Origin of the sequence: Hyalangium sp. (assembly GCF_035629615.1) — a bacterium.
Lineage (GTDB): Bacteria > Myxococcota > Myxococcia > Myxococcales > Myxococcaceae > Hyalangium.
Genome location: NZ_DASPHO010000335.1, coordinates 1 through 14,378, shown reverse-complemented (window position 1 = coordinate 14,378; position 14,378 = coordinate 1). Strand labels below are relative to the sequence as shown.

The 14,378-nt window shown below is 67.2% G+C and carries 10 protein-coding genes and 1 pseudogene; 10 read left to right on the top strand and 1 reads right to left on the bottom strand.

The genetic code is table 11. The features are described 5' to 3' along the window. Positions 1 to 2 precede the first annotated feature (2 nt). On the top strand, positions 3 to 506 hold the full coding sequence (locus VD972_RS16855; protein WP_324988235.1) for a gamma-glutamylcyclotransferase: 504 nt from the start codon (positions 3 to 5) through the stop codon (positions 504 to 506). Between the two features lie 282 nt (positions 507 to 788). Here VD972_RS16855 and VD972_RS16850 read toward each other — a convergent pair whose 3' ends face one another. Beyond that, entirely contained in the window at positions 789 to 1,532 is a 744-nt protein-coding gene (locus VD972_RS16850) for a hypothetical protein (protein ID WP_324988233.1), read from the bottom strand. A 132-nt stretch (positions 1,533 to 1,664) separates the two neighbouring features. On the opposite strand from VD972_RS16850, the gene VD972_RS16845 reads away from it, so the two are divergent. The 9 genes and pseudogenes from VD972_RS16845 to VD972_RS16805 all read left to right on the top strand — a co-directional run. Next, the gene (locus tag VD972_RS16845; protein ID WP_324988231.1) at positions 1,665 to 2,537 is read left to right on the top strand and encodes an MBL fold metallo-hydrolase; all 873 of its coding nucleotides are present in this window, start codon (positions 1,665 to 1,667) and stop codon (positions 2,535 to 2,537) included. A 111-nt stretch (positions 2,538 to 2,648) separates the two neighbouring features. Next, entirely contained in the window at positions 2,649 to 4,166 is a 1,518-nt protein-coding gene (locus VD972_RS16840; RefSeq protein ID WP_324988229.1) for a serine/threonine-protein kinase, read from the top strand. 328 nt (positions 4,167 to 4,494) lie between these two features. Beyond that, entirely contained in the window at positions 4,495 to 5,943 is a 1,449-nt protein-coding gene (locus VD972_RS16835) for a hypothetical protein (RefSeq protein WP_324988227.1), read from the top strand. Positions 5,944 to 6,079: 136 nt separating this feature from the next. Beyond that, positions 6,080 to 7,393, top strand: a complete 1,314-nt coding sequence (locus tag VD972_RS16830) for a folylpolyglutamate synthase/dihydrofolate synthase family protein (RefSeq protein ID WP_324988226.1) — start codon at positions 6,080 to 6,082, stop codon at positions 7,391 to 7,393. 9 nt (positions 7,394 to 7,402) lie between these two features. Further along, the gene (locus VD972_RS16825) at positions 7,403 to 8,680 is read left to right on the top strand and encodes an alpha/beta fold hydrolase (RefSeq protein ID WP_324988224.1); all 1,278 of its coding nucleotides are present in this window, start codon (positions 7,403 to 7,405) and stop codon (positions 8,678 to 8,680) included. An 85-nt stretch (positions 8,681 to 8,765) separates the two neighbouring features. Then, complete coding sequence (locus VD972_RS16820; protein ID WP_324988222.1) at positions 8,766 to 10,247, top strand: AMIN domain-containing protein; 1,482 nt, start codon at positions 8,766 to 8,768, stop codon at positions 10,245 to 10,247. Between the two features lie 12 nt (positions 10,248 to 10,259). Next, positions 10,260 to 12,812, top strand: a complete 2,553-nt coding sequence (locus tag VD972_RS16815) for an LPS-assembly protein LptD (RefSeq protein ID WP_324988220.1) — start codon at positions 10,260 to 10,262, stop codon at positions 12,810 to 12,812. Positions 12,813 to 12,892: 80 nt separating this feature from the next. Next, a complete protein-coding gene (locus tag VD972_RS16810; RefSeq protein WP_044193679.1) occupies positions 12,893 to 13,243 on the top strand; it encodes a helix-turn-helix domain-containing protein in 351 nt (116 codons plus the stop codon). A 143-nt stretch (positions 13,244 to 13,386) separates the two neighbouring features. After that, positions 13,387 to 14,378 (top strand): annotated as a pseudogene (locus tag VD972_RS16805) (hypothetical protein); the annotation flags it as partial.

Sequence of the window (14,378 nt, the reverse complement as noted above, 5' to 3'; positions counted from 1 at the left end):
CCATGTGGATATTCGGCTATGGCTCCCTCATCTTCCGTCCCTCCTTCCCCTACGAGGAGCGTCGTGACACGTGGCTGAGGGACTGGTCCCGGCGCTTCTGGCAGGCCTCGACGGACCACCGGGGTGTGCCGGAGGCTCCCGGGCGGGTGGTGACGTTGGTGCCAGAGCCCGGCGCGCGCTGCTGGGGCGTGGCGTACCGGATTGCCGCGGAGCGGGTGGAGGAGGTGCTGACCCACCTGGATTTCCGCGAGCAGGGTGGCTACGAGCGGCACTGGGTGCAGCTGGAGACGCGCGAGGGTCCGCTCCTGGAGGCACTCATGTACATGGCGGGTCCCTCCAACGCCCACTACGTGGGGCCCGCCACGCTGGAGGAGATTGTGGCGGTGGTGCGCACGGCCCACGGCCCCAGCGGGTCGAACCGAGATTATGTGCGGCTGTTGGCGGAAGCGCTCGCCCAGGCCGGCGAGCATGACGAGCATGTGGCGGAGCTGGTGCGGCTGCTGTAGCCGCGTCCACGGTGAGTGGTGCTCGAAAGGCTCCCTTGGGCAGGGCCACCACCAGGGTATAGGTGCCGGCGCCGAGGTTCTCGAAGCGGAAACCCTCCTCCTCGCGAATCCCGATGCGGTACCCGCTGGCCTCGGGCAGCCACGACTGAGTTCCGGACATGGACTCGCGTGGCGAGGAATCCGTCGGCCTTCACCTCCAGATCGAGCTCCATGTCCGGAGTGTTCTTGAGCACGGTCCACCCGTCGGCCGCAGTCCCAAAGGTGGACGTCGGATGCGGCACGTCAGCCACCGGGCGGGGAAACCTGGCCCTGCGAGGGCTGGACGTCGAGCGAATCGGCAGCGAGACGGGAAGGGTCTTCGTGCTGAGGGAACAGCCGGTGCAACTCGGGACGGAGGGTCTGCAGACAGGCAATCAATCCGTCCGAGCACTGGATGGTGGAGAGCTTCGCGGTTTTGAAGAGGAAGGATCCGATGGAGGGCTTCTTGTTCGCCAGCTTCGGCCCCAGCGCGATGGCATACCCCCCCGTCTTCGCGGACAGGACGAAGAGCAGCCCGCGCGGATCCAGGACTCGCTCCCGCTCACACTGCTCGAAGAGCTGGAGCGTGGCCGAGTCAGTGGTGGGAGTGTCGTCACGAAGGACGATGCGCACCGGCACCGTGGTCGCTGCCTGAAACTGCTGGATGGCCTGGACGAGCGCGTCCTTTCCGTCACCGAGGTGCATCTGAGCCGTGAGAATCGCGCGCTGCTTTGCATTCCGGCGAGACGAGAACACGGCGAAGACCAGGAGCACGGTCAGCAGTAGAGGGATCAGTGCGACGAACCGGGACCGCGGCAGATCGATGTAGGTGATCACGGTGACCACCAGGGTGATCAGAGCAAAGATGCCCGGCATGATCTCCACCCCTTGCAGTTTGGAAGGGTGAACACCGGGGTAGGCGAGGAGGACCACGGGCTCCGTGGCACGTTCCATCCGCTCGTAGAGGGCCTGATGGACGCCCTTGCCTCCCTGATTCGTGCGTTGCATCCATTCCTCTCCTGATGGAGAGGGGAGGATAGCTGAGGTGAGGGTCTCCTATGGCAGGGGGTGGGTGGCCCGGAACGATCTCTGCGGAGCTCTGGTGCTCCTGGCGGGGACTTCAGCGATGCTGGGGCGCACATGAAAGCCACCTATCTGGGCACCGCCACGCTCCTCCTCGAGGTCGCCGGAATGCGGCTGCTGACCGATCCGGCCTTCGATCCTGAGGGGACGACGTACGACTTTGGTCCCTGGTACACGCCGCGCGCCTGGTTCGCGTCAGAGAAGGAGTACCGGACTCCCATCGGGAGTGGCGAGCTTGGGAGCATCGATGCGGTCCTCCTGAGCCACGACCATCATGCGGATAACCTGGATCAGGAGGGGCGGCGGCTGCTCACCGGGAACACCGTCGCGCGCGTCATCACCACGAGGGCCGGCGCGGCGCGGCTTGCGAGGGCAGCTCCCTCCAGTCGTCCCAGCGTACCCGGTGAGGGGCTGGGGATCGGTGGGAAGACGATCGGCCTGGGATGGGGGGAGACGACGCGGTTGGCGAGTGGCGCTGGGAGCCTCCGGCTCACGGCCACGCCAGCGCGCCACGGTCCGGTGGGGACGCCTCAGATCCATGAGGTGATGGGGTTGCTCCTCGAGCCCGAGGCGTCCGAGGCGCCGACTGTGTGGATCTCGGGCGATACCGTGCTCTTCCCGGCTCTTGGACGTTTCCTGACCGACCGGCGCGCGAGCGGCAGGCCGGTCGACATCGCCATCATTCACTGTGGCGGCGTCTGCTTCCCGCGCCTGCCCATCCTTGGCCGCTCGCGGTTCACCTTCGACGCACAGCAGGTGATCGAGGTCTGCCGCCTCCTCGATCCCCGCATCGTCATCCCCGTGCATCGGAGTGGGTGGACTCACTTCCGGGAGCCCGAGGAGCAGCTGCGCGCCGCGCTGGCGGAGGCCGGGCTTGCAGAGCGCTGCCGCTTCCTCGATCTGGGCGAGAGCACCACTATTGCTCCATGAGCAGGCTCGATGGACTGCAGAGGGACGAAACGGACAGCGAGCGGGTAGAGGACCTATGAGGAAGGGTAGGAGAGGTGGGCAGAGGCGACCGCCCCACGCTGGAGAGCGCCGATGGGGACGAAGCGATCCTTGCTGGAAGTGGACCCGCTCTATCTTCCGTTGGGGATGCAGGTTGACGCGTGGCGGATCCGGGGTTGGAGAGGGCGGGGGGGTTACGGCACCGTCTACCGCGTGGAGCTCGAAGGCGGAGAGGGGCAAGGCTCGTTCGCGCTCAAGCTGGCCACCTACCCCGGGGATGAGCGCTTCGAGCGCGAGGCCTGGCTGCTCTCGCGCATTCACAGCCCCCATGTCCCCAAGCTCTATGCTCAGGGAGTGTGGGAGCACGCGTCCGGAGCGTTTCCCTATCTGGTGATGGAGTGGGTGGAAGGCGAGCCGCTGTACGAGTGGGCTGCGCGGCGCAACCCCACCGAGCGCCAGATGGTGGGCCTGTTGGCGCAGGTAGCGCGGGCCCTGGAGGCCACGCATGCGGCCGGTGGGGTGCACCGCGACGTGAAGGGAGGCAACGTGCTGATGCGGCCGGCGGATGGCCGGGTCTTCCTCACGGACTTCGGCGCGGGATACTACCGAAGCGCGGCCACGCTCACCTCGAAGCTGCTGCCGCCCGGCACGCCTGCTTACCGCAGCCCCGAGGCGTGGGGCTTTCTCCACCTGTTCCTGCGCCACCCCACGGTGCACTACCCGGCCAGCGCGTGCGATGACCTGTTCGCGCTGGGAGTGATGGCCTACCGACTGGTGACAGACGAGTACCCGCCATCCACATTTCCGGAAGTGGCAGGAGCAGAGGTGTGGCGCGAAGGTGGGCCTGGACCTCGGCCACTGCGAGACCTCAACCCTCGAGTGAGCGCGAAGCTGGATGCGCTCATCCTGAGGCTGTTGGCGATCGCCCCTGAGGAGCGTTTCCGCGGCCTGGCGGGGGAAGCGGCCAAGACGCTGGAGCGGGTGGCAGAAGAGGCTGGACCCGAGGCGGATGCTCCGTCTTTCTCCTGGGGGCGAGGGCGCTCTCCCCGGTTGCGATCTCCGGAAGGCGTGCAGCTGGCCGAGCAGCAGGACGCTGCCGCGAGAAACGACGTCGCCCGGCACGAGGGGGAGATGCGAGTTCGATCAGAGGCCAGGATCAGGCAGACCCCGCTCCGTCCGCGAGTTCCCGTGTGGGGAGTGGAAGTGAGCGTGGCTGGCTTGGGACTGCTGCTCGCCTGTCTCTTGGTGGCGTGGCTGCACCGATGGCAGGGGGGAGCGCAGACCTCGTCGGGAACGAGGACCGGAGAGGATGACGCTGTTGCAGTGGGCGACAGCGCGAGGACCCCTCCCGCAGCGGCATTTGTCCCGATGCCCGCTGGGAAGAGGGTGCCAGCGGTGGGACGCCCCCTGCCCGAGAAGCTTCTCCCCGGCCAGCGTAGGCCCCCATGCAATCGGACGGGTGAGGTGGAGATTCGTGGCGGTTGCTGGTACGCGCTCCGAGCCACCCCGCCATGCAAGGAGGAGGGCAAAGAGGAGGCATACGACTGGAAGGGGGCTTGCTACATGCCTTCGTTCCCAACCGGGCGCGAGCCCACTGCAGACCCTCCGTGACCGGAGCACGGCAGCTCAAACCTGTATGACAAGCAGGCAGGTTCGGGCAGGGCGCGTCCGGGCCCCTGTCGGCGGCGCCTGGGACCAACCTGTCTGACAAGCATACAGGTTGGTGCGGGCTGTGCCCGGCAGGCGCTGGTGCAGGGCGCTGCCGAGGAGGCGACTCAGCTAACACTCATGGAGCCTCGGCAGGGCCCGGACGGGCTTTTGTTCCACCCGGCGGCACCTCCAGACAACTCATGCTCGACACCTGCCATCAGCGAGCGTCTGGAATGTGATTGATTTGCACGGAATGCATGATTTGCGGCTTGACGCAAGCAAGTGTCCTGTGTTTGTCTCCGCCGCCATGCTCGCCATCAAAATGGGACAAACTCAATCACTCCGACGGTTCGGATCTCTCGGTGCGCTCGTGGTCGCACTCGCGTGCCTATGCTTGCCTGTCTCAGCCGCTCATGCTCAAGCATGGTCGCTGAGCACCGCCCAGCGGCAGGCCTATCTCGAGTACTACGCCCCGATCGTGTTCAAGCGCGCCAACGCAAACGACAATCGTCATGGCTATGACTGGATCACGAACTTCAACTTCGACCAGGACGGCAACTTCTCGAACAACAAGCTCAACTGGAAGAACATCCCCCAGTATATCAATGCTTCACGTCTCGGACCGAGCGCCTACGATCGCTGGCGCATCCGTCCCACGCTCTACACCTCGCTCATCGAGTTCATGGATGGAGGCAAGAACCTCGTCCTGATCTATCACATCTACCACGCGCTCGATAAGAACGCCGCGGGCAACTACCAGCTGCATGACTGGGAGCGCGTGGAGATGCTCATCAGGAACGTTGTCGGCTCGCCGGGCAGCGGTGAACAGGTCGCGTATGCCGTCGTGACCCAGCACAAGCGAAACGTGGTCCGGAACCAGGGCAGCGCAGACCTCAACTTCATGCAGACCTCCACCGGCAAGCACCTGATGATCTGGCAGGCCGAATGGTCAGACAAGCTCCTGGCTGCCCATGGGCAGGAGTTGCGATTCGTGACCGATCCGTATTCCGTGGTCATGGCGCAGACCCAAGCCAAGGTCGACGTGAACAACGACAGCGGCACGAAGAACGTGCATTACGTGTTCGTGCCGCAGGGATCGGCCGGGGCGGTCTCGGCGTTCGGTGCGCAGGCGATCAGCTACGCGACGGCCGACCAGCTCGCGAGCCGCTACGACAATGGCACCACCGTCACCTGGCCCTCCGCCAAACGAGTGACCTACGAGCTTCAAGACCTTGCGGACATCCTGACGACGCATTGGCAATACGGCGGCTACCAGACCCACTGGCTGACCACGGAGTATCGTGACTTCCTGCTCGAGAGCTCCATCGTCAATGAGTCCGGGCAGGCCGAGGTCAGCACGGGCCTGCAGCGTTTCTACGCCAAGACCCGGGACATCGAAAACCAGGACGACCGCGAAGGCTATCCTGTCAAGAAGTGGTTCGTCGGCACCTATGAGCTCAATTCCAGCGCCTCGGACTCGGGCGGCGGGGGCTCCAGCGCCTTCCATGACAATGCGTGGGCCAGCACCGTGGTGGACTCTCGCGGACAGACGCGCGCGAGCGCAAGTGGCTATTACGGCTCGCCCTACGCTTACTGGTGGCAGCACGACTACTTCGTCCACTCCGGTTATGTCGACTCGACCGATGGTGTGGAGACGGGCTTCTGGCTGCCAGCACAGTGGTATCTCGCGTCGAACGGCGGCTTCGATGGGCGCTGGGTGCAGCTGTTCGACGATTGACCGGGCTATGAGCAGAGTCCGCCACTCGCGGCGGAGCACTGATAAGGTCCCCACTCAAGCCCCGCCCTTGGCCTGAGTCTTGGGGAAGGCGTAGGTGAGGAGAGCGTCGCTTCGTGAGTAGGAGCCTGGCTGCCGCATGACGTCGCCCCGGACGCCGGATGAGGCGCTGGACTTCCTCGCCCGGCTCAACCCCTCCGTCATCAAGCCGGGCCTGGGGCGGATGCGCGCGGCGCTCGACGCGCTGGGCCACCCCGAGCGCCGGTACCGATCGCTTCACGTGGCGGGCACCAATGGCAAGGGAAGCACCTGCGCCTTCGCTGCTACCGCCCTGCGCGCCGCCGGGCACCGCGTGGGCCTCTACACCTCGCCGCACCTGGAGCGCGTCACCGAGCGCTTCCAGGTGGATGGCGCAGAGATCTCCCGCGAGCTGCTGGGTCGCCGCATCCTCGAGATCCTCGAGCGCTACCCGGAGGCTGCTGCCACGCCCGCACCCCTCACGTACTTCGAGTTCGGCACCATCGTAGCCTTCTGGCACTTCGCCCAGGAGGCCGTGGACGTGGCCGTGCTGGAGACAGGCCTCGGGGGGCGCCTCGACGCCACCAACACCGTGTTGCCACTCGTCACGGCCATCACCCCCATCTCCTTTGATCATATGGAGTACCTGGGCCACACGCTCGGGGCCATCGCTGGCGAGAAGGCCGGAATCCTCAAGCCCGGTGTTCCCGTGGTGGTCAGTCGTCAGGAACCCGAGGCCCTCCAGGCCATTGCCCGTGTGGCAGCGGAGGTGGGCGCTCCCCTGCTGCTGGAGGGGCGGGACTTCGCTGGGGAGGCTCGTCCGGAGGGAGGGCTTGCTTACCAGGGGCCGAGGTGGCGCCTGGACGGCCTCTCGCTCTCCCTTCGAGGACCCCATCAGCTGCAGAACGCTGCAGTCGCGCTCGCGGCCCTGGAGCAGCTCGACGCTCGAGGCGTCACCGTCCCCATCGAAGCCGCGAGGATGGGAGTGTCCTCGGCGCGCTGGCCCGGACGGCTGGAAGAGGTGAGCAGGCAGCCAACCGTGGTGCTGGACGGCGCCCACAACCCCGGCGGCGTCGCTGTGCTGCTGGCCTCACTCGAGGCCCTCTACCCCGGCCAACGCGTTCACGCTGTCTTCGGCGTGGTGGCCGACAAGGACCGGGCCCCCATGATGCGGGCTCTCTTCCCCCGCTGTGCCTCCGTCCACCTCACGCCCCTCGACACGCCGCGCTCCCTGGCTCCCGAGCGCTACCTCGAGGAGGCGAGCGCTCTGTGCTCGGATGTGCGTGCCTATGCCAGCTTGGATGAGGCCCTGGCAGGCGCGCGAGCCCTCGCGATGAAGGGGGACGTCATCCTATGTGCGGGCTCCTTGTTCCTCGTGGGAGCAACTCGCGCACGCTTCGTGGGAAACCTTGGCGCGGTGCAGCAGGGGAAGTAAATTTCATGCATGCGTCTCCCGGATGACTGGAGAACCGCGGCTCCTGCCCCGCGGATACCCACGGTCGATGAAGTCGACTTCCGGGCGCTCTATCAGAAGACCAAGTACGTGGTGGAGACAGCCGACGGCTGGTCGCTGATGATGACCCGCTACCGTCCGGTGAAGCAGCCCTTCCCGCAGCCGCTGTTCGGTGAGGTGCTGCTCCTGGTGCACGGCTTCTCACAGAACCGGCACGCGTGGACGAGCGGGCAGTTCGTGAAGAACCTCCTCTTCTTCGGCGTGGACATCCACATCCTGGAGCTGCGAGGCCACGGCAAGAGCTCGCTGGAGCTGCAGCGCGAGCGCTGTCAGCGCTTCCGCAGGCCGCTGCCGCCGGATCTGGACTACGGCTGGGACATCGACAGCTACTTCCTCTACGACTTGCCCGCGGCCGTTAACGGGGTGAAGCGCATCACCCGGCGCGACAAGATCTTCTACTGCGGCCACTCCATGGGCGGGATGCTGGGCTACGGCTACGCCGGCATCCACGACGACTTCGAGGGCCTCATCACCATCGGCTCGCCCGCGGATCTGGGGCGGGGCTTCTTCATGCTCAAGGCCCTGGCCATGGGCGCGCCCGCCCTGGGCAGCCTGGTGGACATGACCCTGGCCGGGCTCAACGCGCAGAGCCGGCTGGGGCACCTGGGCCGCTCTCTGCTGGCGCGCGGCGTCCAGGCGGTGAACCGCGAGCTGGGGCAGAGGCTCAAGCCCCAGGAGGAGCCCAAGGACGCGCGCTTCAGCTACGTGCCCGTGGACGCCTGGCTGAAGTACGCGGAGAAGCAGCTCGCCCGCGCCGAGGGCCACCCCATCTACGAGAAGCTCGCTCGGAGGATCAACAGGCTGAGCAACCCCGCCCGCGTCAGCGCCAAGGACGTGCGCTGGCTGCTGCGCGAGGGCGGCGAGCGTGAGCCCCGCAAGGTGCTGGAGCAGTTCTCCCGGTGGATCCGCCGCGGCGAGATGGTCTGCTACCGCACCGACTACGACTTCAAGCGCGGCTTCTCGAAGATCCAGGTCCCCATGGCCATCATCTTCGGCGACATGGACCCGCTGGCCTCCGTGGAGTCCACCCGGAGTGTGTATCGCGCTGCCAAGAGCGAGTACCTGCTCTGGCGCCCCGTGAAGGGCAACAGCCACATCGAGCTGACGATGGGGCACGACATCCGGCAGATCTGCTACGACATCAAGAACCTCATCGAATACGCGAGGACCCACCGCGTTCGCTCTCCGGTGCTCCCGCGCATCCGTTAGGCCCCGGTCAGACACCGGGGGCGGAAAATTGGAGCCAGGGGGCGCTTGCTCTACAGTCTGGCTCTCTGAGAAGGGGTGTCGTTCGATGAAGTTCCTGGCGGTATGCGTGCTCGGCTGGGTGCTGGTCCCCCAGCTTGCGCTCGCGCAGGAGAAGGTGGAGCTCAACGCCATCACCAGCGTGAAGGTGAACGGCAGCACGGTGGAGATCACCGGGAGCAAGAAGCCCAACTTCACCACCTTCACCATGACGGATCCCCCGCGGCTCGTCGTCGACATCTCCGAGGCTGTCCTGCGCGGTGTGCCCGAGGAGATGCGGGTGAATGGTGGGCTCATCACCGGCCTGCGCTCGGCGAACTATGGCTCGGACTCGTCCGCCATCGCCCGGGTGCTGATTGGCTACGACCGGGACGTCGAGACGGACATCCAGGTGACGGGTAACGTCCTCGCGGTGAAGGTGCTGGACGGCACCAGCCCGCTCGTGGCCCAGGCGCCCACCGAGCAGCCCCTGGTGGCAGCCAACGGCCCGACGGCGGCCGAGGCCCAGGCAGCTGCCACGCAGGCGACTCAGGCGGCCCAGCAGGGGCGCGCCACCGATGAGGGTGCCACGGCGGAGGCGGCCGCGGCGGCGAAGAAGGCCGAGGAGGAGCGCCGCCAGCAGGAAGAGGCCGCGCGCGTGGCCGCCGCGAAGCAGGCCGAGGACGATCTCCGGGCTCGCGAGCTGGCGACCGTCGAGGAGAAGAAACGTCAGGAGGAGCTTGCCCGCGCGGAGGCCCAGGCGAAGAAGCAGGCCGAGGCGGACGAGAAGAAGCGCAAGGCGGAGGAGGCGCGCGCCGAGGTTGAGGCGAAGAAGCAGGCCGAGGCCGACGAGAAGAAGCGCCGGGCAGAGGAGGCCGAGCAGAAGCGCCTGGCCGCCCTGGAGGAGAAGAAGCGCAAGGCGGAGGAGGCGCGCGCCGAGGTCGAGGCGAAGAAGCAGGCCGAGGCCGACGAGAAGAAGCGCCGGGCGGAGGAGGCCGAGCAGAAGCGCCTGGCCGCGCTGGAGGAGAGGAAGCGCAAGGCGGAGGAGGCGCGCGAGGCCGACGCCGAGGAGAGGAAGCGCAAGGCGGACGAGGCCGAGCAGCGGCGCCTGGCCGCGCTGGAGGAGAAGAAGCGCCGGGAGGAGGCCGGCGGGAGCCGTGTCGCCAGCGCCGAGGTGCCTGGACGGGCCGAGCCCGAGAGCACGTCCGCAGAGCCCGTCTCTGGCAAGCGCAAGACGCTCGAGATTGTCGGCTTCCAACAGCAGACGGGTGGGGCGCGTGTCTATGTGCGCACCAACGAGCCGGTGAGCTACAAGGTCTCCGAGGGCCGAAACGAGATCGTCCTCATGCTGGAGAACACGCAGATCGGCAAGGGCAACAACACCCGTGCGCTCGACACCTCCTTCTTCGATACCGCCGTGGCTCGCGTGGATCCCACCGTGGGGCCGGACCGCTCGGTACGCGTGTCCATCAAGCTCAAGGAGCAGGTGCCCGTCCAGACGCGCCAGGAGGGCAACACCATCTCCCTGGAGTTCGCGCGCCCCGGGCGCTGAGCCGAGCAGGCCATGAGCCTCCTCCTCCCGGCGGCCGTCGCGCTGCTCGTCTCCGCGCAGATCCCCCTGTCCACCCAGATCCAGCTCCCCACTGGGGAGACGGTCGAGGTGGCCGCGGACTACGTCATCTACGAGCCCGATCGTCAGCTCCTCACCGCCCGTGGCCACACCGAGCTGCGCACCGCCGAGACCGTGCTGCGCGCGGACGAGGTGACGTATGACCAGGAGAAGCAGATCGCGCGGGCCAGCGGCAACGTGATGTTCGTCAGCGGGCAGTTCGCCGCCGTGGCGGACGAGGTGGAGGTGGACCTCCAGTCCAACGAGGCCAACGTCAAGGGCGGCCTCTTCATGCAGAAGCGCAACGTCACCGCGGAGGCGCTGCAGAGCGCGCAGACACCCCAGCAGCTCCGGCAGATGGGGGAGACGCCCGTCCTCATCAGCGGCACCCGCATCAAGCGCACCGGGCCCAATGCCTTCATGGTGGATGATCTCGCCTTCACCCCGTGCGAGTGCGGCCCAGGCGAGCCGAGCTGGCGCGTGGAGGCCAGCAACGCCTCCGTCGTGATGGGCGAGCGCGCCATCCTCACCTGGCCCGTGGTGTACGTGCACTCGGTGCCCGTGTTCGCGCTGCCCTGGCTGTACCTCCCGCTGGCCGAGCGGCGCTCCGGCCTGCTGGTGCCGCGCCCCACCACGTCCGGCCTCAACGGCTTCACCCTCGAGCAGCCCGTCTTCTTCACGCTCGGGCGCAGCTACGATCTCACCCTCACGCCGGGCTACTACACGGGGGCCTCCCGGGAGGATCATGCGCTCTCCGGAGTGACTCGCAAGGAGCCGCGCTATTTCGGCGTCCGGGGGCCCCGCCTGCACACCGAGTTCCGCTACGTGCCCAGCGAGCGGACCCGGGGGCGGATGACCCTGGGGGTCATCTACGATCTCCAACCTCCGCGAGACCCGCGGGAGGTGAACGGCTCCTTCTTCCGCGTGGGCGGCGATCCCACAGGCGAGGCGCTCTCCGAAGCGCGCGGGCTCCGGGGCGAGGCCTCCTGGCAGCACATCCAGGATCTGGGCGGAGGGTTCCGCAACCGGGTGGACGCCGCGCTCGTCTCGGACGGCTTCTACACGCGCGATCTCACGGCAGACATCGTCGCCCGCGAGAACCAGTACCTGCGCAGCAGCGGGGTGCTCTATCACCGAGGCGAGCAGCACTACGCGGGAGTGGAGGTGTCGCTGCGCCAGGACATCCGCTGGGGCTACTTCTTCCTGAGGGACGATCGCATCCCCTCCGCGACGAACCTCGACCGGTCCGTCGTCCCCGGGCCCATCACCTTCCAGAAGCTGCCCCAACTGACGGTGGCGCTGCCCGAGCGGCTCCTTGGCAAGCGGTGGGCGGTGGGGCTGCGCATGGAGTTCACCCGCCTCTCGCCGCTCACCCGGAGGTTCGGCGATGAAGGAGAGGACGGCCTTTTCATCCCAAGCGGAGCGGACGCCGCCCCGGCCAAGGGCCTCTTGGGCCTCTACGCTGCCACCCAGTCCAACGGCCTCTTCGATGCCTCGGATCGCGAGGCCCGCGATCGGCTCGACTTCTTCCCGCGTCTCTCCACCTCCTTCGGGCTGGGGCCGTATGCGCGGCTGACCCCCTCGCTGGCGCTTCGGCAGGACTTCTACGTGGGCGAGGTGTCCGGGCGTATGGCGCAGCGCGGCTATCCGCTGCTCGGGCTCGTCGCGGACTCGGAGCTGGCCCGCACCTTCGAGAAGGGCACCTCCGCCTGGCGCCACACGATCGTTCCTTCCGTGGAGCTGCGCTACGTGCCCGGCGTGTGGGGAGGCGTCCCGCCGCCTGGCGCCTCGCCTGAACTCCCTTCGCAGCGGTACGACGAGATTGACGCGGCGCTTCCCATGGGGCCGGATGGCCGCGAGCATGGCTTCCTTCAGGCCGTGGTGGAGGTGAGCCAGACCCTCCAGCTCAAGCAGGCCGACCAGCGGCGTGAGGTGCTCCGGTTGCGCCTGGGGCAGGGGTTCGATCTGACCCGCCATCCCCCTCCCTTGGGAGGAGGCAGCACGGAAGGTGAGGTAGGGGGGATGCTGCGTGATACCTACGCTCGCCTGAATGCCAATGCAGGCGTGTTCCATGCCGGAGGGCTGGTGCGCTTCGATCCCAACACCACCCAGATCACCCAGCTCAGTGCGGACGCCGCCATCGACAATGGCCAGGGCGAGGCGCTCTATGCCCGGTACGATGATCTGGTGGCGGTGGGATCAGATCGACTTCGCCGAGGCATTGACGCCCTGGTTGGCCCCGCGGCAGAGAGCCAGGCCCGTGCCCAGCTGCTCGTTGCGGGCGCGCGTTTGTCGCTCGGAATCGGGCTCGGTCTGCGGTACGAAGCCATCGTGCAGCCACTCGCGAAGATGCAGTCGCCCCTGGCTCAGCAGGTGTTAGGGGTATCGTATGGTCCCGCGTGTGACTGCTGGCGTATCGAGGGAGTGGCCACGTTACAGCGTGGCCAGAAGCGGCCGGACTTCGGAATCAACCTGAGTGTGGCCGGTGTCGGGGCCTTTGGGTCTTGAAGTTTGACGGACAGAGGAATCCCAAGACGCCCCCAGTAGTTGTCTCAAACCTACAACGTCCCCAGGAGGGCAAGATCTCCGTGTCGGAACTCGGAAAACGTATCGGCCAACGCATCCGCGAGCTGCGCACGCAGCGGCCCGAGCGTTGGACCCAGGAAGAGCTCGCGGAGCGGGCTCAGATCAGCGTGTCATTTCTCTCCATGATCGAGCGCGGAGAGCGCGTCGCCCATGTGGAGACGCTCGCCGCGCTCGCCAGCGCCTTGGGAGTCAGCCTCGGGGAGCTGTTTGCTGGAACGGAGCAGTCCCTCGCCCAAACCGAGGATCTGCTCCGGCCGCTGTCGGACTTTGCCCGTGCCCGGGGCCTCACGGCCCGTGATGTCGATCGCCTGCTAGGCGTGGCGCGGGTGATGTTCAACGGCTCGACCGCCTAACCGCGGCGCCGCGGCCCTCCCTCAGGGCTCGCGGCGCCGTGCCTGTCCTTGACTCGACGCAGGGCAGCCCTGGAAGATGGGGAACTGTTGGCCAGGCGTCATCTCCGGCGCTCGGCCCTCCCTCTTCCAAGGAGTCACCGCAGATGCGTCTGGGCCTGGTCTCATGCGTGATGCTCGCGAGCGCCGTGTTGGTGGCGTGCGAGCCGCCGCCCCCTGCCACGCTGGAGTTTGTCGATCAGTCTCCAGCCAACCCTCGGCTGGGTGAGATCACGACCCTGCGCTTCAGGGCCATCGACAGCCGTGGCAACCCCCAGGCGGGTACCTCGGTCAGCTTCCGGCTGCAGTCCGAGGTGCCGGGGGTGTCGCTCAACCCCACGGAGGCCTCCACGAACGTGGGAGACGGCATCGCCTCTACCCAGCTGGTGGCCACGGGCCGCGTGGCCTCGGTGGTGGTGGTCGCCACCGCGGGGGACAAGACGGCGGTGAGCCCGGCGGTCTCCTTCGCCGGCGCGGGCGCCAACGGCAAGCAGTTCACCTTCCAGTGCGGCAAGTTCTCCGGAGATGGCTCCGGTGGTCTGCACGCCTTGGGCGCGTGGGATGAGACGCGCTACCTGATCGCGGGCGTGAAGGCGCGCTGCATCGCCCACGTGGCGGATCGCAACGGTGATGGCATCGCTGGCGCCCAGGTCTCCTTCATCACCGAGGGGGGCACGGTTGGACCGACGGCCACCTCGGTGACGGACGTCGTGGGCAACGCGGAGATCCTCTACAAGACGTCCTACCCCATCCCCGTGGAGACGGATCCGGGCACGTTCACGTGGAACCCGACCAATGACGCCACCCACACGGGCGACTACCTCGCTCCCCTGTGGATGCACCCGTTCTATTGGACGCCGAACCCCATCGAGGACTTCGGCACCCTCATCAACCCCATGGAGAACCGTCCGGAGCCGTTCCGTGACGATCCGATCCGTCCCGGCAAGCGCAACAACCCGCGCGACAACCTGGTGGCCATGATCGCCATCACCACGGGCGAGGAGGGGTACGACGACAAGAACAACAACGGCCAGTTCGACGAGGGCGAGTTCGACCCGAAGTACGATCTGACGGAGCCCTTCGTCGACAACAACGATGA